At 73.1% G+C, this 19,389-nt stretch carries 15 protein-coding genes; 10 read left to right on the top strand and 5 right to left on the bottom strand.

Annotated features, from left to right (window positions below):
- Positions 1-40: 40 nt before the first annotated feature.
- Entirely contained in the window at positions 41-1,966 is a 1,926-nt protein-coding gene (locus AB0L06_RS32990; RefSeq protein ID WP_500235062.1) for an ABC transporter ATP-binding protein, read from the bottom strand.
- Positions 1,967-2,102: 136 nt separating this feature from the next.
- Here AB0L06_RS32990 and AB0L06_RS32995 point away from each other — a divergent pair, with 136 nt between their 5' ends.
- The gene (locus tag AB0L06_RS32995) at positions 2,103-3,251 is read left to right on the top strand and encodes an aminotransferase class V-fold PLP-dependent enzyme (RefSeq protein ID WP_500235063.1); all 1,149 of its coding nucleotides are present in this window, start codon (positions 2,103-2,105) and stop codon (positions 3,249-3,251) included.
- Between the two features lie 51 nt (positions 3,252-3,302).
- Here AB0L06_RS32995 and AB0L06_RS33000 read toward each other — a convergent pair whose 3' ends face one another.
- Positions 3,303-4,355, bottom strand: a complete 1,053-nt coding sequence (locus AB0L06_RS33000; protein WP_500235064.1) for an LCP family protein — start codon at positions 4,353-4,355, stop codon at positions 3,303-3,305.
- A 3-nt stretch (positions 4,356-4,358) separates the two neighbouring features.
- The gene (locus AB0L06_RS33005) at positions 4,359-4,955 is read right to left on the bottom strand and encodes an RNA polymerase sigma factor (protein ID WP_500235065.1); all 597 of its coding nucleotides are present in this window, start codon (positions 4,953-4,955) and stop codon (positions 4,359-4,361) included.
- Between the two features lie 227 nt (positions 4,956-5,182).
- On the opposite strand from AB0L06_RS33005, the gene AB0L06_RS33010 reads away from it, so the two are divergent.
- Entirely contained in the window at positions 5,183-7,861 is a 2,679-nt protein-coding gene (locus AB0L06_RS33010; RefSeq protein ID WP_500235066.1) for a D-alanyl-D-alanine carboxypeptidase family protein, read from the top strand.
- Positions 7,862-7,956: 95 nt separating this feature from the next.
- Here the strand turns inward: AB0L06_RS33010 and AB0L06_RS33015 are convergent, their stop codons facing one another.
- Entirely contained in the window at positions 7,957-8,613 is a 657-nt protein-coding gene (locus AB0L06_RS33015; RefSeq protein WP_500235067.1) for a TetR/AcrR family transcriptional regulator, read from the bottom strand.
- A 295-nt stretch (positions 8,614-8,908) separates the two neighbouring features.
- Positions 8,909-9,925: a UDP-glucose 4-epimerase GalE gene (galE, locus tag AB0L06_RS33020; RefSeq protein WP_500235068.1), complete on the bottom strand. Its 1,017-nt coding sequence runs from the start codon at positions 9,923-9,925 to the stop codon at positions 8,909-8,911.
- Between the two features lie 270 nt (positions 9,926-10,195).
- Between galE and AB0L06_RS33025 the strand changes: the two genes are divergently transcribed.
- The 8 genes from AB0L06_RS33025 (at position 10,196) to AB0L06_RS33060 (ending at position 19,374) form a co-directional block, all read left to right on the top strand.
- Positions 10,196-10,861, top strand: coding sequence for a response regulator (locus AB0L06_RS33025; RefSeq protein WP_500235069.1), 666 nt, complete (start codon positions 10,196-10,198; stop codon positions 10,859-10,861).
- Between the two features lie 105 nt (positions 10,862-10,966).
- A complete protein-coding gene (locus AB0L06_RS33030) occupies positions 10,967-12,322 on the top strand; it encodes a YveK family protein (RefSeq protein ID WP_500235070.1) in 1,356 nt (451 codons plus the stop codon).
- A 4-nt stretch (positions 12,323-12,326) separates the two neighbouring features.
- On the top strand, positions 12,327-13,532 hold the full coding sequence (locus tag AB0L06_RS33035) for a DegT/DnrJ/EryC1/StrS family aminotransferase (protein WP_500235071.1): 1,206 nt from the start codon (positions 12,327-12,329) through the stop codon (positions 13,530-13,532).
- Between the two features lie 47 nt (positions 13,533-13,579).
- Positions 13,580-14,737, top strand: a complete 1,158-nt coding sequence (locus AB0L06_RS33040) for a polysaccharide biosynthesis protein (protein ID WP_500235072.1) — start codon at positions 13,580-13,582, stop codon at positions 14,735-14,737.
- A gap of 11 nt (positions 14,738-14,748) precedes the next feature.
- Positions 14,749-16,005, top strand: a complete 1,257-nt coding sequence (locus AB0L06_RS33045; protein ID WP_500235073.1) for a glycosyltransferase — start codon at positions 14,749-14,751, stop codon at positions 16,003-16,005.
- Between the two features lie 5 nt (positions 16,006-16,010).
- Positions 16,011-17,315 (top strand): O-antigen ligase family protein, encoded by a 1,305-nt coding sequence (locus AB0L06_RS33050; protein WP_500235074.1) that lies wholly within the window; start codon positions 16,011-16,013, stop codon positions 17,313-17,315.
- Positions 17,312-18,613, top strand: coding sequence for an oligosaccharide flippase family protein (locus AB0L06_RS33055; protein ID WP_500235075.1), 1,302 nt, complete (start codon positions 17,312-17,314; stop codon positions 18,611-18,613). The genes AB0L06_RS33050 and AB0L06_RS33055 overlap by 4 nt, the downstream gene beginning before the upstream one ends.
- Positions 18,610-19,374 carry a sugar transferase gene (locus AB0L06_RS33060; RefSeq protein WP_500235076.1) on the top strand — a complete coding sequence of 255 codons (765 nt, stop codon included), beginning with the start codon at positions 18,610-18,612 and terminating at the stop codon, positions 19,372-19,374. The genes AB0L06_RS33055 and AB0L06_RS33060 overlap by 4 nt, the downstream gene beginning before the upstream one ends.
- The last annotated feature ends 15 nt before the right edge of the window (positions 19,375-19,389 follow it).

The following is a 19,389-nucleotide window of genomic DNA, read 5'->3' on the forward strand; positions in this document are numbered from 1 at the left end:
GGCTCGCGGGTCGCCGCTCGTTCGGGGGGTGCGGCCGGGGTCAGGCCAGGGCCTTCTCGGTGGACGGTGACTCGTCGGCAAGCGGGGCCCGGTCGGCGGACGGGGACTGGTCGGCGAACTGGGTGCGGTGGAGTTCTGCGTAGCGGCCTCCTTCGGCGAGCAGGGTGTCGTGGGTGCCGCGCTCGACGACGCGGCCGGACTCGATGACCAGGATCTGGTCGGCGGCGCGGATGGTGGACAGCCGGTGGGCGATGATGATCGACGTGCGGCCGTCGAGCGCCTCGGTCAGGGCCTCCTGGACGGCGGCCTCGGACGTGGAGTCGAGGTGCGCGGTCGCCTCGTCGAGGATCACCACGCGCGGGCGCGCGAGGAGCAGGCGGGCGATGGTGAGGCGCTGGCGCTCGCCGCCGGACAGCCGGTATCCGCGCTCGCCGACGATGGTGTCGAGGCCGTCGGGCAGGGAGCGGATCAGGTCGTCGAGGCGGGCGCGGCGCAGGGCGTCCCAGATCTCGTCCTCGTCGGCCTCGGGACGGGCGAGCAGCAGGTTCTCGCGGATCGAGTCGTGGAACAGGTGGCCGTCCTGGGTGACCATGCCGAGGGTGTCGCGGACGGCCTCGAAGGACAGGTCGCGGACGTCGACGCCGCCGAGCCGGACGGCGCCCTCGTCCACGTCGTAGAGGCGCGGCAGGAGCTGCGCGATCGTGGACTTGCCCGCGCCGGACGAGCCGACGAGCGCGATCATCTGGCCGGGCTCGGCGCGGAACGACACGTCGTGCAGCACTTCCTCGCCGCCGCGCGTGTCGAGGGTCGCGACCTCCTCGAGCGAGGCGAGCGAGACCTTCTCGGCGGACGGGTAGCCGAACCGCACGTGGTCGAACTCCACCGAGACCGGGCCGTCAGGCGCGGACTTCGCGTCGTCCTTCTCCTTGACGAGGGGCTCGAGGTCGAGGACCTCGAAGACGCGCTCGAAGCTGACCAGGGCGCTCATGATCTCCAGGCGGGCGCCGGCGAGGGCGGTGAGCGGCGCGTACAGGCGCGTGAGCAGCAGGGCGAGCGCGACGACCGCGCCCGCGTCGAGCTGGTCGCGCAGCGACAGGAAGCCGCCGAGGCCGTAGACCAGCGCCAGCGCGAGCGCGGACACGACGGTCAGGGACGTGATGAAGACGTGCTGGAGCATGGCCGTGCGGACGCCGATGTCGTGCACCCGGCGGGCCCGGACGGCGAACTCGGAGGACTCGCGGGCGGGCCGTCCGAACAGCTTGACCAGGGTCGCGCCGGGGGCGGAGAAGCGCTCGGTCATCTGCGTGGACATGGCGGCGTCGTTGGCGGCGGCCTCACGGCGCAGCCCGGCCAGGCGGCGGCCCATCCGGCGCGCGGGCAGCACGAACACCGGCAGCAGGACGAGCGCGAGCAGCGTGACCTGCCAGGAGATGCCGACCATGACGGCGAACGTGAGCAGCAGGGTGACCATGTTGCTGACCACGCCGGACAGGGTGTCGGAGAACGCGCGCTGCGCGCCGATCACGTCGTTGTTGAGCCGGGAGACCAGCGCGCCGGTGCGGGTGCGGGTGAAGAACGCGACCGGCATGCGCTGGACGTGGTCGAACACGGTGGTGCGCAGGTCGAGGATGAGGCCCTCGCCGATCCGCGCGGAGAACCACCGGTTGAGCAGGCCGAGGCCGCCCTCGGCGAGCGCGAGCACGGCGATGGTCACCGCGAGGCCGATCACCACGCCGGACGAGCGGTGCCCGACGATCGCGTTGACGACCCGTCCGGCGAGCACCGGGGTCACCACGGCGATCACCGCGAGCACCACGCTGACCAGCAGGAATCCGCTGATCCTGCGGGAGTGCGGGCGGGCGAACGCCGCGATGCGGCGCAGCGTCGCCTTCGAGAAGGGACGGCGTTCGTCCTTGGCGTTCATCGCGTGGTGCAGCGAGTGCCACGCGGTCACTTCCATGTCCATGTGCGTCCTGCCCGGGTCGAGTGGTCCAGATGCGTCGGAGACCCATCCTGGGACCTCAACCAATATTGAGGTCAACTCCGCTCGCCACACCACTGTGCCGGAAGGGTCCGACAATCCGCGGGGTACGGTCTCGATCATGACGATCGATGTCGCGAAGGTCCGGAATGAAACGCCTGGTTGCGCGCGCGTGGCGCACCTCAACAACGCGGGGGCCGCGCTGCCGCCGCGCCCGGTCATGGACGCCGTCGCGGGGCACCTGGAGCTCGAGGCGATGACCGGCGGCTATGAGGCCGCCACGGAGAACGCCCAGGCCATCGACCGTTTCTACGACGCGATCGCCGGGCTGATCGGCGCGCGCAGCGACGAGATCGCCTTCGTGGAGAACGCGACCCGCGCCTGGGACATGGCGTTCTACGGCATCGCGTTCGCGCCGGGCGAGCGCGTGCTGACGACGGAGAGCGAGTACTCCAGCAACGCGATCGCCTACCGGCAGCGCGGCGTCCAGGTGGACGTCGTCCCGGACGGCCCGGACGGCACGATCGACCTCGACGCGCTGGACGCCGAGCTCCGCAAGGGCGGCGTGCGGCTCGTCTCGATGAACCACATCCCGACCTCGAACGGGCTGATCAACCCGGCCGCCGACGTCGGGCGGCTGTGCCGGGCGGCGGGCGCGCTGTTCCTCCTGGACGCCTGCCAGTCGGTCGGGCAGCTCCCGGTCGACGTCGACGAGATCGGCTGCGACCTGCTGTCCGCGACCGGCCGAAAGTACCTGCGCGGGCCGCGCGGCACCGGTTTCCTCTACGCGCGCAGGGACGTCCTCCCCCAGATCGAGCCGCCGTTCCTGGACAACATGGCCGCCGAATGGCACGCGCCCGACCGGTACGAGCTCCGTCCGGACGCCAAGCGGTTCGAGACGTGGGAGCGGTTCGTGGCCGGACAGATCGGGTTGGGCGTGGCCGCCGACTATGCGAGCGCTCTCGGCATCAATGCCATCACCGCCCGCATCGACGTCCTCGCCACGCTCCTGCGCGCGGAACTGGCCGCGAAGCCTGGCGTGACCATCCACGACCGAGGCGTCCTACGGTCCGGCGCTGTCACCTTCACGGTGGACGGCCGGACACCCGCCGAGATCGTCCAGGCCGCGCGCGCACGAGACATCAACGTGAACATCAGCGAGCCCCGTGCGCACGGGTACGACCCGGACGCCCCCGAAGCGGTCGTCCGGGCCTCCGTGCACTACTACAACACCGAGGACGAGCTGGAGCGGCTGCTCGCCCTCATCTGACGCGTCCGAGGCGTCCGAGGCGTCCGACGCGGTTCACGGCCGTTTGAGGGGTCACGGCTCTCTGAAGGGGGCGAGCACCTGGTCCGCCTTGGGCTTGTCCACTTCGAGCCGGTTGGGATCCGAGGCGTCGGGACGGTTCGGCAGGGTCACGAAGTGCGGCCGCGACGAACCGGTGCGCGTGAGGCTCTCGGCCAGCGCCTTCATGTTCGCCAGGTCCAGGCTCGGGATCGCCCTCACCGAAGCGGTGCTCAGCCTAAGGAACTCGGCGAAACGGATCGGGTTGCTCAGCATCAGGTGGTGAGCCCTTTCGTACACGGCCGCCATGAACTTCTGCTGGCGCTTGATGCGTGAGAGGTCCGAGCCGTCGCCGATGCCGTGCCGCAGACGCGCGTACGCGAGGGCGTCCTTGCCGTTCAGCATGTGCTTGCCCGCGCCGAGGTGGAGGCCCGACGCCGGGTCGTTCACGTCCACCGGGAGGGTGACGGGCACCCCGCCGAGGGCGTCCACGATGCGGGCGAAGCCGCCGAACTCCAGGACCACGGCCTGGTCGATCCGGACGGAGGCGACACTCTCCACCGTCTTGATCGCGCAGGCGAGGCCGCCCTCCGAGTACGCCCCGTTGATCTGCCCCCGGCCGGGCGTGGTCCTCGTGCCGTCCGAGAGGAGGCACGAGGGCCGCTGGACCATCAGGTCGCGCGGCAGGCTGACCACGGTCACGTTCTTGCGGTCGGCGGGCAGCCTGACCAGCACGATCGTGTCCGAGCGGGCGGGGGCGGGGTGGGCCCCGTCCGCCGGCCCGCGCACGTCCGAGCCGAGGATGAGGACGTTCATCGGCCGGTTGGCGGCATGCGTGAGGCCGTTCACCGGCTTGCGGTGATGGCCGTCGGGACGCAGCAGGACGGCCGGGACGAGCAGCAGCGCGGCCACGGCGCAGGCGGCGAGGGCCAGGGCCGTCCAGCCGCGCGGACGCCGGCGGCGCAGGCCCCGGCGGGCGCGCGGGTCGCGCGCGGCGTCGGTCAGCCGGGAGCGCTGGCGGGCCAGCGACGGCGGCGGATCATGCTCGAGCGCGCGGCCGAGATCGCGCAGGGGCGACAGGTCGTCCACGGCTCAGCCCTCCTCAGCGGCCGGGTCGGCGGCGGTCGGGTCCACGCCGCCGAACGCGGCGCGCACCTTGCGGCGGGCCCGGTTCAGCCGCGACCGGACGGTGCCGACGGGAATGGACAGGGCGCACGCGACCTCCTCGTAGGTCAGGTCGCCCCACGCCACCAGCAGGAGGACGTCGCGGTCCCGGCCGGGCAGCGCGGCGAGCGCGCCGGCGAGCTCGGCGCGGGACGCCCAGGCCGCCACGCCCGCCGCGACCCGGTCGGCGGGGCCGTCGTCCGGGCCGTCCACGGGGCTGCGGCGCAGCGCCCGGTAGTGTGCGGCCTCACGCCGGTGGTGCCGCGCCATGATCTTGGTGACGATCCCGAACAGCCAGGGCCGGGCGTCCGGCTGGGACAGGTCGTAGCGGCGCCGGCCGCCGAACGCGGCGAGGAAGGTGTCCCCCACCAGGTCCTCGGCGGTCTCGGGGCCGAGCCTCCGGGACACGTAGCGGTAGAGCATCCCCGCGTAGCGGTCGAACAGCGCGGCGAACGCCTCCGGATCGTCGTGCGACCGGCGGATCAGCTCCGCGTCGTCCGCCGTCACGGCGGGCGGGGCGGTCATCGTGGACACCACGGCCTTCCCGGGGGTAGCGGGCCTCGTTTCGACGGTGTCTTGCCGTCCGGGCCCCTCCGGGTTCACGATTTCAAGATCACCAAATGGTAACGAAGTGAACTTTCCGGATAACCTGCGCATCTTCCCAGAGTGAGCGCGAGAGGACCCGGGACACGGGGAGTCCCGGCCTGTGTCCGCGCTCTACCGCTTCAGGGGGCCGAGCAGGAGGACGCGGCGTGAAAGACGACGCCCATAACCGACCGGACGAGATCGAACCGGCCCGGTCGGAGGAGATCGAGTCCTCCGCGGACGAGGACACCGAGGAGACCCCGGAGGTCCGGGAAACCCAGGACGGCCAGGACAGCCAGAACAGCGACACCGACACCGACGCCGGGGCTGACGCTCCGGCGGCCGAAGGCCCTGACCGGGCCGAGCACGCCGAACCCGAGAAGGCCGAATCCTCACGGGATTCGGGCAGCCATCCGATGCCGGCGTCCAAGTCGTCCGGTCAGTGGACGGTGACGCTTCCGCAGCCTCCAGAGCCGCCTGAGCCCTCCGAGCGGCCAGGTCCTCAGGAGCGCCCGGAGCCTGAGGAGCAGCCGGACCGCCCCGCGCGCCACGAGCGGCAGGAGCAGCCGGAGCGGCCCGAGCCTGAGCGGCCTGAGCGGCCGGCGCGGCACCAGCGGCAGGACCCGCCGGAGCAACCGGAGCCTGAGAAGCGCCCTGAGCGGCCCGAGCGCCCTCCGCAGCACGAGCGGCAGGAGCAGCACGAGCGGCCGGCGCGGCAGGAGCAGCCCCAGCGGCAGGAGCGGCCGGGACGGCCGGAGGCGACGCCTTTCCGGTCGGCTTCTCCGACGGTCGAGGACAGGCTGCCCACCGTCCAGGCCCCGAAGCCGGACGCGCCCGCGCACGAGGAGGACGCGCCGCGCTCCAGTGGGCCGCATCCGACCACCCCGCACACCAGCGGTTCCCACCCGTACGGGCCGGACTCGGGTGGCGAGCCGTCCGGCGGGCCCCGCACGAGCGGAACGCACCCGACCACGCCTCGCACCAGCGGCCCCCATGAGGAAGGCCCTCGTCGCGGCGGCCGCCACGAGGCCGCTCCCCGGACGAGCGGTCCCCACGAGGCCGCCCCTGGGAGCAGCGGGCAGTACCAGGTCACGCCTCCCGGAAGCGGCCAGCACCCGACGACCCCTCGTACCAGCGGCCAGTACCCGGCGACGCCCCAGACCAGTGGTCAGCACCCGGCGACGCCGCAGACCAGTGGTCAGCACCCCGTAACCCCCCGGACGAGTGGTCAGCACCCAGTCGGGCCCGCCGCGCATGCCTCTCCCCCGGCTCCCCCAGCTCCGACGGCTCCCCCGGCTCCGGCGGGGCCCCGGACGAGCTTCGACCGGCCGGTCTCGCCCCGGTTCAGCGCGCAGGCGCAGGCCGAGGCCCAGGCGCGCGCGCAGGCACAGGCCCAGGAACAGGGCTGGGGCACCGACGTCACGCGCCTGGACTCGCCGATCAACCCGTCCCAGTACGCGGTGGGCGTCCAGCCGCAGCAACAGTCACAGCCCCAACCTCCGCAGCAGCACCACCAGCAGCATCCTCACCAGGAACAACACGCGCAGTACCAGCACCAGGCGCAGCAGCATCAGCCCTATGCGGACCACTACGCGGATCAGCGGCCGGCGCCCCGCAGGGACGCGCCCGTATACGAGGAGGAGGAGCCCAAGAAGGGCCGGCGCGGCCTGGTGATCACGCTGGTTGCCGTGCTCGTCCTGGTCGTCGGTGTGGTGGCCGGGCAGCTGCTCCGGCCGGTGCCGGAGCCGTCGCTCACGCTCGCGATGACCTCCGGAAGCCACACCTTCGCGGGTCAGAAGCCCACTTTGCCCTGGCCGACGGCGGGGCAGGCGACCGTGTACGTGGACGGCCTGGGCACGATGGGATCGTCCGGCGCGGCGTCGCCGACGCCCACCGCCAGCGTCGCGAAGGTCATGACGGCCTACGTGATCCTGCACGACAAGCCGCTGCGCAGCGGCGAGTCCGGGCCGACCTTCACCATGTCGCCGCAGGGCGTGGCCGAGGTGCCGCAGCGCAGGAAGCGCGGCGAGTCGATGCTCGGGATCTACGCGAACCAGCAGCTCACCCAGCGCAAGGCGCTGGAGGCGCTGCTGGTCATCTCGGCGAACGACGTGGCGCACGAGCTGGCCCGCTGGGACACCGGCTCGGACCAGGCGTTCGTCCAGAAGATGAACGAGGCGGCGCGCTCGCTCGGCATGACGAACACGACCTACACCGACCCCAGCGGCTACGACTCGGCGACCGTCAGCACGGCCGCCGACCAGGTCAAGCTGCTGCGCGCGGCGATGAAGCTGCCCGCGTTCGCCGAGTCGGTCGCGCTGCGCCAGTACGTCCCGGCCGAGGGCGGCCCGGCGCGCAGCGCGGGCAACGCCCTGCTCGGCCAGCACGGCGTGGTCGGCGGCAAGACCGGCTACACCGACAAGGCGGGCGGCAACTTCGTGTTCGCCGCGCGCCGCCAGGTCGGCGGGGTGGACACGCTGATCCTCGGCGCGGTGATGAACCAGCGCTCGCCGAGCGCGATGGGCGCGATCAACGCCGCGGGCCCGCTGGTCTCGGCGGCCGGGAACGCGCTGGTCAGCGCGACGGTCGCGCCGTCCGGGAGCCGGGTCGCGAAGGTGGACGACGGGCTCGGCGGCGGCGCCGGGCTCCGCGCGGGCAAGGCGTTGACCGTGGTCGGCTGGCCCGGCCTGACCGTCCCGTTCGGGCTGGCCGGGAACCCGCCGGAGTCGGCCCCGCAGGGCGCGAAGATCGGCACGCTGACGGCGGGTCCGGCGCGCGTCCCGCTGACGCTGGACGCGCCGCTGGGCAAGCCGTCCCTCCTGCACCGCCTGCTCCGCCTGGCCTGAGCACCCGGCGAAGCCGATGTGGCGACGCACCCGAATCCAGGGTGCGTCGCCACACTCGTTTCACCGTCCGGACGGCGAGGGACGAGACCAGGCGTTCAGGACGCGGTCGGCGCCTCGGACTCCTGGTTCTCGGAGGCGAGCGCTCCCGCGAGGACGAGCCGTCCGGACGTGCGGACCATGTAGGTCACCTCGTCGAGCGGGCGACGCAGCGAGGTGAGCGCGACCAGCGCGGCGAGCAGCGTGTGCCCGAGGACGATCTCGACCGCGTCGCGGTCGGGCACCGGGTCGCCGATCGCGGCGGACAGCCGGTCGCGGACGAACAGGAACAGCACGGTTCGGGCGTCCTCGACGGACGGGTCGTCCGAGGTCACGGCCTGGATGATGGCCGAGGTGAGGGTCAGCTCGCCGGCCGCGACCTCCACGATCCGCTCCAGCAGGGAGGTGAGCCGCTCGGTGGGCGTCTCGCCGACCGCGAGCGCGTCGATGTCGATGGTCACGCGGTGCGCCCAGGTGGCCGCGACCTCGGTGAGCAGGTGGTCCTTGGTGGCGAAGTACCGGTAGACGGTGGCGCGGGCGACCCCGGCCCGGTCGGCGACGTCGTGCATGGTGACGGCCTGGTAGCCGCCCTCGTCCGCCAGCTCGCGGGCCGCCTCGAGCAGCCGCTCCCGGCGGGCCTGCTGGTCCTTCGTCAACGTCCTGGTGACGGTGATCCGCACCTCGCCGCTCACGCCGCCACGCACACTGCCGCTCAACGCGCCTCCTCGTTGTGACACCCCCATTGTCCCGCAGATCCACCCGCACCAGCGAGCACGCGGTCGAATCGAGACCCGGCGTTCAGGAACCGCCGGGGCCCGGCGTCCGGCCGGGATCGCGGTTCCGCTTCGCGGAGTCTGACAGAGGAGAGGGCGGAAGAGGACCCCTGGCCGCGACCGGCCGCGACCGGCCGCTCACAGATCGCCGGTGGTCGGCCGAGGTGCACGGCCCGTTTCGCACGACCTCCGGAACGCGTCCGGGGACGCGTTCCGGAGGGAGCGGGCTCGGTGCGGGTCAGGCGACGACGTCGAGCGTGCGGCGGCGCTCGGCCCACTGGAGCGAGTGCCTGATGGCGTCGCCGATAGTGAACTCGGGCTTCCAGCGCAGGACCTCCCACGCCTTCGCCGGGTCGACGAACGCGCCGACGACGTCACCGGGACGGGCCGGGGCCTCCTCCACGGCGAAGTCGTCGCCGACGACCTCGCGGAAGGCGTCCACCAGCTCCCGGACGGTCGTGCCGTCCCCGGTGCCGAGGTTGACGACCTGGTAGGCGGGCGGCGCCCCGGCCGGGCGCGCGGGCGGGACGATCGCGTCGAAGCGGTCGACGGCCGCGACGAACGCCCGCGCGATGTCCCACACGTGGATGTAGTCGCGGATCGCCGTGCCGTCCCGGGTCGGCCAGTCCACGCCGGTGATCCGGAACGCGACGCCCGACTCGTACGACTCGATCATCTTGCCGAGGGCGTGCGTCGGCTTGCTGGACTGCAGGCCGGTGCGCATGCCCGGGTCCGCGCCGATCGGGTTGAGGTAGCGCAGCGACACCACGCGCAGCCCGTAGGCCGCGGCCATGTCGCGCAGCGCGGCCTCCGCCATCGCCTTCGAGCGCGTGTAGGGGTTCTGCGGGTCGAGGTCGGACGCCTCGGTGACCGAGAGGTCCTCGGACGGCCGGTACATGCCCGCGGTGGACGCGAACACCATCCGGTCGCAGTGGTTGCGCCGCAGGTGCTCGGCGAACTCCAGCGTGCGGGTGAGGTTGACGTGGTAGTAGCGGGCCGGATCGCTCATCGAGTCCGGCACGACGATCAGCGCGGCGCAGTGCACCGCTGCGGTGATGTCCGGATGCTCGGCGAAGATGCGGTCGACCAGCGCGCCGTCCCCGATGTCGCCCTGGTAGAAGATCTTCCCCTCGGTGAACTCCGGACGCCCGGTGACCAGGCTGTCGAGCACGACCGGCGTGACGCCGCGCTCGGCGAAGGCCGACGCGATGGTGCTTCCGATGAAGCCCGCGCCCCCTGTGATCAGGACCTTCACTTGTCTTCCCCTTACCGAAGTGTGCTCCCCGTGGCTCGGTATTCACAGAATCCGCATAGGTCCGGACAAGGTCAACGGAACGTTTACCAACTGACCGGGACCGGACGCCCGTGAACGGGTGTCCCAGGGGTCGAGTCCGTGGGCACACGCGGAATGACCCCGCGCGCGCGAGTGGCCTGGCCTGCGCGAACGGGAACGTGACCGCTGCCGGACGGCCGTCTACAGCGTTTGTGGGATCCGTTTTCGCCGGGCGGCGGGGATGGTGGCGGAATGCAGCCCACCCGGGTCCTCATCGTGGACGACCACGCGCTGTTCGCCGAGGCGCTGTCGGCCCGGCTCGCCCGCGAGCCGGACCTGGTCGTCCTGCCCGTCGCGGCGGCGGGCCGGCAGGCGCTGTCCCTGGCCGCCACCGAGCGCCCGCACGTCGTGCTGCTCGACCTGGACCTCGGCCCCGAGAACGGCCTGGACGTGCTGGCCCGGCTGCGCGAGCGCCACCCGGACGTGCGGGTGGTCGTGCTGACCGCGTCGGACGGCGTGGACACGATCGTCCGGTGCGTCCGGCGGGGGGCGGTCGGGTTCCTGTCGAAGACCGAGCGGGCCGAGCGGGTCGCGGGCGTGGTCCGGCAGGCCGCGCGGCGCGGCGGCTGGATCCCGCCCGAACTGCTCGGCGACGTGCTGCGCCGGCTGCAGTCCGGCCAGTCCGAGCCGGACGGCGCGGACCGGCTGCTCGCCGACCTCACCCCGCGCGAGCGCGAGGTCCTGCAGTGCATGGTGGACGGCCTGAACCGCGCGGAGATCGCGGGCAGGCTCGGCCTGTCGGCCAACACCGTCCGCACGCACACGCAGAACCTGCTCGCGAAGCTGGACCTGCACTCGGCGCTGGAGGCGATCACGCTCGCCATGCGCGCCGGGATGCGGCCGTCCGAGGACCACTGAGCGCCCCCAGCAAACGACGTAGCCGAGTCGTCTTTGTGGGCGATTCGATCTTTATGCGGCCTTCCTACGCTCGCGGTGTCAGCACCAGCCGAGGGGGCCGTTGCCGTGGAGATCGACGAGGTCGCCGCCCGGGTGATCCGCACGTACTGGGCGCTTCTGCTGGTCACGACGGTGGTGCCGCTGGTCGCGGTGTTCGTGGTGATGAGCGGCCAGACGCCGCCCGCCGCCGCGCAGGCCCGGATCGTCGTGCCGGGCGGAGCCGCCGCCGGGGCCGCCGGGGACAACGGGGTGAGCGCGGCGGTCAGCACCGCCAAGGCGTTCGCCACCGGTCACGACCTGCTCGCCAAGGTCATCAAGGAGAACCACCTCGCGCGGGACCCCGACAAGGTCGCCAAGCAGATCACCGTGAAGGGGCTCGGGACGTCCACGGTGGTCGAGCTGACCGTCAAGGACGAGGACGGGCCCGTCGCGCTGAAGCTGGCGCAGGCGATCTCGGCCGAGACCGTGGACGGGATCAACACCTCCAACCAGAGCGCGATCCAGAGCCAGCTCAACCAGGTCGGCCAGCAGATCACCGCGCTGGAGAAGCAGCAGGCGACCGCCGCGCCGGGCCCGGCCACCGACCGGATCCTGACCCAGCTCACCGACCTCAGGACCAGCCGGAGCGACCTGCGCTCGCAGCTGGTGACCGCGGGGAACGCCTCGATCGCGCAGCCCGCGATCGCCGCGCCGAAGACCGACCCGAAGGTGATGATGACCGTCGTCGCCGGGCTCGGCGGGCTGGTCCTCGGCATCCTCGCGGCGGTCGTCACCGAGATGGTCAGGCCGACCGTGCCCGGTCAGCGCCGGGTCGCGCGACGGCTGGACGTCCCGTTGCTGGGGTGGCTCGGCCGGTCCCCGGCGGAGACGGCCGCGCTCGGGCAGCGGGTCCGGCTGGCCGCACGGAAGGCCGGGGTCGAGCAGGTGACGGTCGTGTCGGCGGCGGGCGTTCCGCTGCCCGCCGAGCTCGTCTCGCAGATCGCCGCAGCCGTCTACGGGGACGGGACGCGCGTCGTGCCGTCGCCCACGGCGGACGCGGACAGGAGCCGGTTGAACGGGAAGAGCCGCACGTCCGAGCGGGACGGCGAGGGAGAGGGCGGCGCTCCGCGGGGCCCGGTCACACCGCCGGACGAGCCGCCGTCGACGTCGGTCGTCCGGGCGGGTGGACGGACCGTCCTGACCCGCGAGTCCGGCGAGGTCGCCTCGCCGACCGACGTCACCCAGCCCGTGGAGCTGCGCCCGCTCACGCTGGTGCACGCGGTCGAGGACGTCGATCCGGGCGCGGACACGCGGTTCGGGGTGGTCGCGGTGGCCGGACCGGTGACGCCGGTCGCGGGCCTTGCGTCGGTGCGCGACCTGGTCGCCGCGTCCGGCTGGCCGCTGCTCGGGGTCGTCGCGACCAGCCGGAAGATCAAGGGGTAGCCGTATGGGCCAGGACGCTGTGAACAGCGACGCCGTGAACGACGACGCCGTGAAGCACGAGAAGGTGCCGTTCGCCGTGCCGTCCTTCGCGGACGGCGTGGCCGAGCGGGTGACCGAGACGCTGACCTCCGGCTGGGTGACCACCGGCCCGCAGGTCGCCGAGTTCGAGCGGGACTTCGCCGCTTACCTGGGCGCGGACACCGTCGTCGCGGTGGCCTCGTGCACGGCCGCGCTGGAGCTGTGCCTGCGGGCGCTCGACCTGCCGCCGGGCTCGCCGGTGCTGACGCCGAGCCTGACGTTCTGCGGCGCGGTGAACGCGATCCTGCACGCGGGGCTGCGGCCGGTGCTGGTGGACGTGGACGAGGACACGCTCGTCCCGTCCGAGGAGACCGTGGCGAAGGCGGCGGCGCGGACGAACCCGCTCGCGATGGTCACGCAGAACCAGGCGGGCTACCCGGTGGACGTCCCCGCGCTCGCGCGGGCGGCCGGGATCGACCGGAACCGGGTCGTCGAGGACGCGGCGCACGGCCCGGGCGCGGCCCGCGGCGGCGTCAAGGTCGGCGCGAAGTCGCACGCGGCCTGCTTCAGCTTCTACGCGACCAAGAACATGCCGATCGGCGAGGGCGGCGCGGTCGCGACGACCGACCCCGACCTCGCCGACCGGGTCCGGTCGACGCGGCTGCACGGCATGAGCAAGGACTCCTGGAAGCGGTACCTGCCGGGCGGCAGCTGGCGCTACGACGTCCGGAACGTCGGCCTGAAGGCGAACATGACCGATATCCAGGCGACGATCGGACGGGCCCAGCTCGCGGCGCTGCCGGGCTGGCAGGACGAGCGCACCGGGATCGTCCGCCGCTACGACGAGGCGCTCGGCGGGCTGCCCGGGATCGTCCTGCCGCAGCGGAAGCTGGACGGCATCACGCACGCGTGGCACCTCTACCAGGTCCGCGTGCCGGACCGGGACGCGCTGATCGCCGAGCTGACCGAGGCCGGTATCGGGACATCGGTGCACTTCATCCCGATCAGCCATATGACCGAATACCGCGAGCTGCTCGGCCCGGACGAGTGCGGCGCGGTGCCGGTGACCGACCGGGTCGCCGAGGAGCTGCTCTCACTCCCGCTCTTCCCCGGCCTGACCGAGGCCCAGCAGGAACGGGTCGTCTCCCTCCTCACCGGCGCGCTGCGCCGCCGAACCGCGCTGGCCGGCTAGCCGTGAGGTGGTTCCCGGGACGCTCGCCGAGGACGCGGCCGAAGGCCGTGCCCCCGGCGCCGCCGCCGAAGGCCCGCGGGGAGGCGACGCCGCTGGCGACGCTGCTCGGCCGGGACGAGGTGGCGGTGACCGGTCCGCGCGCGCGGCGGCTCGTCCGTGGCCGCCGGGTGCTGGTGACGGGCGCGTGCGGGACGGTCGGCTCGGCGCTGTGCCACGGGCTGAAGCGGCTCGACCCGGCGGAGCTGACGCTGGTCGACATCGACGCGTCCGGGCTGGCGCGGCTGCGGCACGAGATGACCGCGCGGCTGCCCGAGGCGCGGGTGGTCGCCGCGCCCGCCGACGTCCGGGACGGCCCGGTGGTCGCGGCCGTGCTCGCCAAGGCCCGCCCTGAGCTGGTTTTCCACGCCGCCGGACGGCACGACCTCGGGAGGGTCGAGCGGGATCCGTGCCGGGGCGTCGCCGACAACGTCCTTGGGCTGCGGAACGTCGTGGACGGCGCGGTCCGGCACGGCACCCGGCATCTGGTGTTCGTGTCGTCCGACAAGGCCGCCGACCCGACCTCGGTGTTCGGCGCGACGATGCGGCTCGGCGAGTTCCTCCTCCAAGCGGCGGCGGGCGGGCCGACCCGGTTCGCAGCCGTCCGGATCGGGAACGTGCTCGGCCCGCGCGGGCGGCTGCTCGGGCTGCTCGCCGACCGGATCGCCGCCGGGGAGACCGTGACGATCACCCATCCCGAGGTGGCGCGGCACTTCATGACCGCCGAGGAGGCCGCCGGGCTGCTGCTGGAGGCCGCCGCGCTCGCCGAGGAGGCCGAGACGTTCGTGCTGGACATGGGCCGTCCGGTGCCGGTGGTCGAGCTGGTGCACCGGTACGCCGAGCAGCTGCGGCTGCCCGAGGTGACGATCCGGTTCTGCGGCCTCGGCCCCGGCGAGAAGCTCTCCGAGAAGTCGTTCGCGGACTGCGAGGCTCGCCTCCGCACCGCGCATCCGAAGATCTGGGCGACCCGGCCCGCGCCGCCACCGGCCGCCGGGCTGTCCGCCCTGCTGGACGAACTGGGCGCGGCCGCCGACGCCGACGACGCGGCGCGGGTCCGGCGGATCCTGCGCCGGCTGCTCCCCGAGTACCACCCGGCGCGGCGGCCCGAGCCGTCCGCCGCCGGGCCGCCGCGAGACGCGGGATCGCCGGCCGATCCCCCCGGCCTGTAGAGGGGTGCGCCTTGGAAGCCCTGGACCCGGACCGCAAACTGCGCGTCGCCACCGTGATCACCCGGTTCAACGGCGGCGCGGGGAACGTGGCGCTGAACGGCGCGCTCGCCCTCGATCCCGACCGGTACGAACGCGCCGTCATCACCGGTGGCGTCGGCATGGACAGCGCCGCCGCAGCCGGCTCGGACGGATCCGGCCTGGACGTGCTGCACGGTGAGGCGGCCGTGAAGAACGCCGCCGCCGGTGACCTGACCCCGCGCGCGTACGAGGCCGGCATGGAGATCACGCAGGTGAGGCCGCTCGTCCCGCAGATCTCTCCGCGCGACGACATGGCCGCGCTGCGCACGCTCACGACCGTCCTCGCCGAAGGGCGGTACGACGTCGTCCACACGCACAGCGCGAAGGGCGGCGTGATCGGACGGATCGCCGCCGCCCGCGCCGGAGTGCCGCGGATCGTCCACACCTGGCACGGCTTCCCGTTCAACGAGTTCCAGTCGCGGCTGCGCCGATCGGTGTACGTGCGGCTGGAACGCATCGCGGCCAAGCACACCGACGCGTTCCTGGCGATCGGGTCCGAAACCGTGACGACGGCCCTCCGCCTCGGCCTGGCGACCCCGGATCGCGTGCGACTGTCCTGGCCCGCTGTGGACGTGTCGGCGTTCGAGGCGGCGGCGTCGTCCGGCGCGCGCGCACGAGCCCGACGCCGCCTGGACCTGCCGCTCGGCGTGAAGGTCGTCGGATCGGTCGGACGGCTCCAGTTCCAGAAGGGCCCGGAGATCTTCGTCCGGGCGCTCGCCGAACTGCCCGAGGACGTGTTCGGGATCTGGGTCGGCGGCGGGCCGATGGCCTCTGAGCTGGAGAAACTCACGACCAAGCTCGGCCTGACCGACCGGATGCGCTGGCTCGGGCACCGCGACGACGTCCCCGAGCTGCTGCCCGCGTTCGACGTGATGGCGATGGCGTCCCGCTGGGAGGGCCTGCCGTGCGTGCTGGTCGAGGCCATCGCCGCCGGGATCCCGCTGGTCGCGACGGCGGTCCCGTCCAACCAGGACCTGGTGCTCGCGGGTGAGACCGGAATGCTCGTGCCGCCGCAGGACCCGCACGGCCTCGCGGTCGCCGCCGCGGCCCTGCTCGACGAGCCGGTCGCCGCCGCGCGGATGGCCGAACGGGCGCGCGGCCGGGTCGGCGACTGGTTCACCCCCGACTACCTCGGAACCGTCCTCGACGAGACCTACCGGGGCACCTCCGCCCGCCCCTACCAGCGGTGATGCCGATGCTCCTGACCGCGCCGAACATCGCAGCGCCGGAGGTGGACACGTCCCCTCCGGCGAAGCGGCATTGGCGGCTGACGGCGATCGTCCTCGTGCTGTCGATCGCGTCGCTGCCGATGCTGATGCCGTTCGGCATGGGTCCGGGTCCCGGCAACACGGCCATTCCGGACGTCCTGCTCGTCCTGCTGACCGGGACGACGCTGCTCTGGGCGACCTCGCAGGGCAGGCCGGTGCCGTGGCCGTTCCTCGTGCCGACGCTGCTGGCCGTCCTCGCGGGCGCCGCCGCTTCGCTCGTGAACGACGGCGCGGGCGCGTTGCCGCTGGTCAAGGACGTGTTCGTCCTGTTGTGGGCGGTGTGCGTCGCGACGCTCTGCCAGGACGCGGGCATGACCCGGATCGCGCTGCGCGCCTACGTCTACCTCGGCACGCTGTACGCGGTCATGGAGATCGTCGGGATGGCGGCGGGCATCGAGGCGCTGTCCGGCAAGCAGGTCGACGGCGCGCGCGCCATGTTCACCTTCGGCGACGCCAACTACGCGTCCAACTGGTTCATCTGCGTGTTCTTCATCGCGCGCGCCACCCGACTCCCCCGCAGGAAGGGCGCCCGCTGGACGGTCTGCGCGATCCTCCTCACCGCCGAGTTCCTGACCGGCTCGAACGGCGGCACGCTCGCCCTCGGCATCGCGCTCGTCGTCGGCTACCTCTGGCGGCTGATCAGGGACGGCAAGGCGCACCACGCGGTCGCCGTCGGCGCGCTCGCGGCCGTCCTCGGCGGCGGGACGGTCTTCGTCCTCACCCAGGTCGACACCGCCACCCTGGTCGAACGCGTCGGGGACACCGCCCCGATCCTCCGCGACTCGATCGGACGGACGACCGGCGAGAGCACCGAATCGCGCGGGACCGTCCTCAACACGACCCTGACCATGCTCGGCGAGCAGACGCATCCGTTCGGGATCGGCCCGAACGAGGTGCGCCAGCACAGCTACGACGGCCAGTACTCCTACGTGCGCGAGGCCCACAACGACTACATCGCGGCCGTGCTGGAACGCGGCTTCCTCGGCGGCGTAGCGGTGATCACGCTGGTGTTCGTCCTGCTGCTGCGCTGCGTCCGGATCGCGCGGCGCGGCGCGCTGAACCGCGAGTACGCCGATCTCGTCCCGCATCCCGAGCTGTTCGGGGCGCTGGTCGTGGTGTTCCTGGTGTCCGCGCTCTTCTACCAGACCCTGCACTACCGGCACGGCTGGGCGTTCTTCGGCCTGATCGCGGCCGTGGACCTCTACGGACGGCAGCGGGAGGAGAACGCATGACGCTCCTAGAGGAACCGAAGAGCGGCCTGCGCGGAAAGCTCCAGGGACGCCTTGTCGGCCTGGTCGCGGGCAACATGGCCGGACGGCTCGGCGCGCTCGCCTCGCTCGGGATCGCGACGATCCTGGTCGCGCGGATCGGCGGGCCGAAGCTCGTCGGCGCGCTCACGCTCGTCCGGATCCTGCCCGGCATGGTCTGCCAGCTGTCGAACGCGGGCCTGATGGGCGCCGCGCCCTACTACCTGGCCGGCGAGCAGTACGACCAGCGGCGGGTGCGGCCGACGGTCGCGTGGCTGACGGCCGGCGGCGCGGTCGTCGGCGGGCTCTCCTGGCTCGTCCTGTCCCCCGGGATCTTCTACCTCTTCTTCCGCGACTTCGGCGTCTGGGTCGCGCTGGCCGGGGCCCTGCCGTCCTTCACGCAGGGGTTCGTGTCGGTCGGGAAGGGCCTGCTCCAGGGCACCGGCGACCTGCGCGGCGCGAGCCTGGCGATCACCGTCGAGGAGTTCGTGTTCCTGCCGTTCTACGTCGGGATGCTCGGCCTCTGGTACGGGCCGGGCGCGCTGATCACCGCGCTCGTCCTCGCCGACGTCGCCGCCGCCGCGTGGATCGCGCGTCGCCTCGCCCGGCGCGGCTTCTTCTCCGGCTGGGGACGCCCGTCCTTCGCCCTCGGCCGCGAGATCGCCGGATTCGGCATGCGCGGACAGCTCGGGCAGCTCGTCGACCTGCTGAACCTCCGGCTGGACGTCGCGTTCCTCGGCGCGATGGCCGGTCCGTCCGTCCTGGGCGTCTACACGGTCGCGTCGAAGTTCGCCGAGCTGGTGCAGCTACCGGGGCTCGCGATGAACTACGTCCTGTATCCCGACTTCGCGAAGGAGGCGCGGGACGTCGCGGCCGAGCGGACGCGGAGGCTGATCCTGCCCGCGCTCGCCGTCTCCGCCCTCGCGATCGTGCCGCTCGCACTGCTCACCGGGACCGTCCTGCCGTGGGTGTTCGGGTCGTCGTTCGACGGCGCGCGCAACCCGACCTACCTCCTGCTCTGCGGACTCGTCACGTTCGGCGTGTCCGGGCTGCTCCAGGCGTACCTGTACGGCGTCGGACGCCCCGGGCTCACCTCGGTCGCGCAGGCCGCCGGGCTCACCGTCACGGTCGCCCTGGACCTGCTGCTCATCCCCCGCTTCGGCGCGACGGGCGCGGCCGTCGCGTCCGCCTTCTCCTATGCCACGACCACTCTCGTCCTGCTGTTCTGGTTCGCCCGCCTGCGCGCGCGGACCACCCTCGAAGCGGAGGCGGCCCCGTCATGACCGAACTCCAGGTGTCCCCCGTCGACCCGTCCGACGGCGTCCCGCCCTCCGGCGCCCGCCGGACGCTGGACGTGTTCGGCGCGCTGCTCGGCCTGATCCTGCTGTCGGCGCCGCTGATGCTGATCTGGTGCGTGGTGCGGACGTCGAGCCCGGGCCCCGGCCTGTTCCGGCAGACCCGCGTCGGGCAGGGCGGGCACCCGTTCACCATGCTGAAGTTCCGGACGATGCGGACCGGCGTCGGCGGCCTCACCGTCACCGCGAACGCCGACCCGCGGCTCACCCGCGTCGGGCGGCTGCTGCGCGAGTGGTCCCTGGACGAGCTGCCGCAGCTGTGGAACGTCCTGCGCGGCGACATGACGCTGGTCGGGCCGCGTCCAGAGACCTACGACCTCGCCGTCCATTACGGCCCGGACACCCGGTGGGTCTTCGACCACCGGCCGGGGCTGACCGGGGTGTCGGAGGTCCGGTTCCGCGACTTCGACGTGCTCGGGCCTGGCGAGACCGTCGACCTGGTCAACTACATCGAGCGGATCGTCCCGGCGCGGGTCGCGGTGGACGCCGTCTACCTGCGCGAACCGTCCATGCGGGCGACGGCGCGCGCGCTCTGGGACACCGTCCGGCACATCCTCGGCTTCACCGTCCCGCCGCTCGCCGTCCGCCCGGACGGCACGGTCGGGACGGCGGCGAAGCGGGCCGCGCAGGACGGGCAGGCGGAGAAGGATCCGGAGACCGCCGGCGATCACGCCCCGGACGTCGCGTGAGGCCGCGTGAGGCCG

Source organism: Spirillospora sp. NPDC052269, assembly GCF_040679435.1.
GTDB lineage: Bacteria > Actinomycetota > Actinomycetes > Streptosporangiales > Streptosporangiaceae > Spirillospora.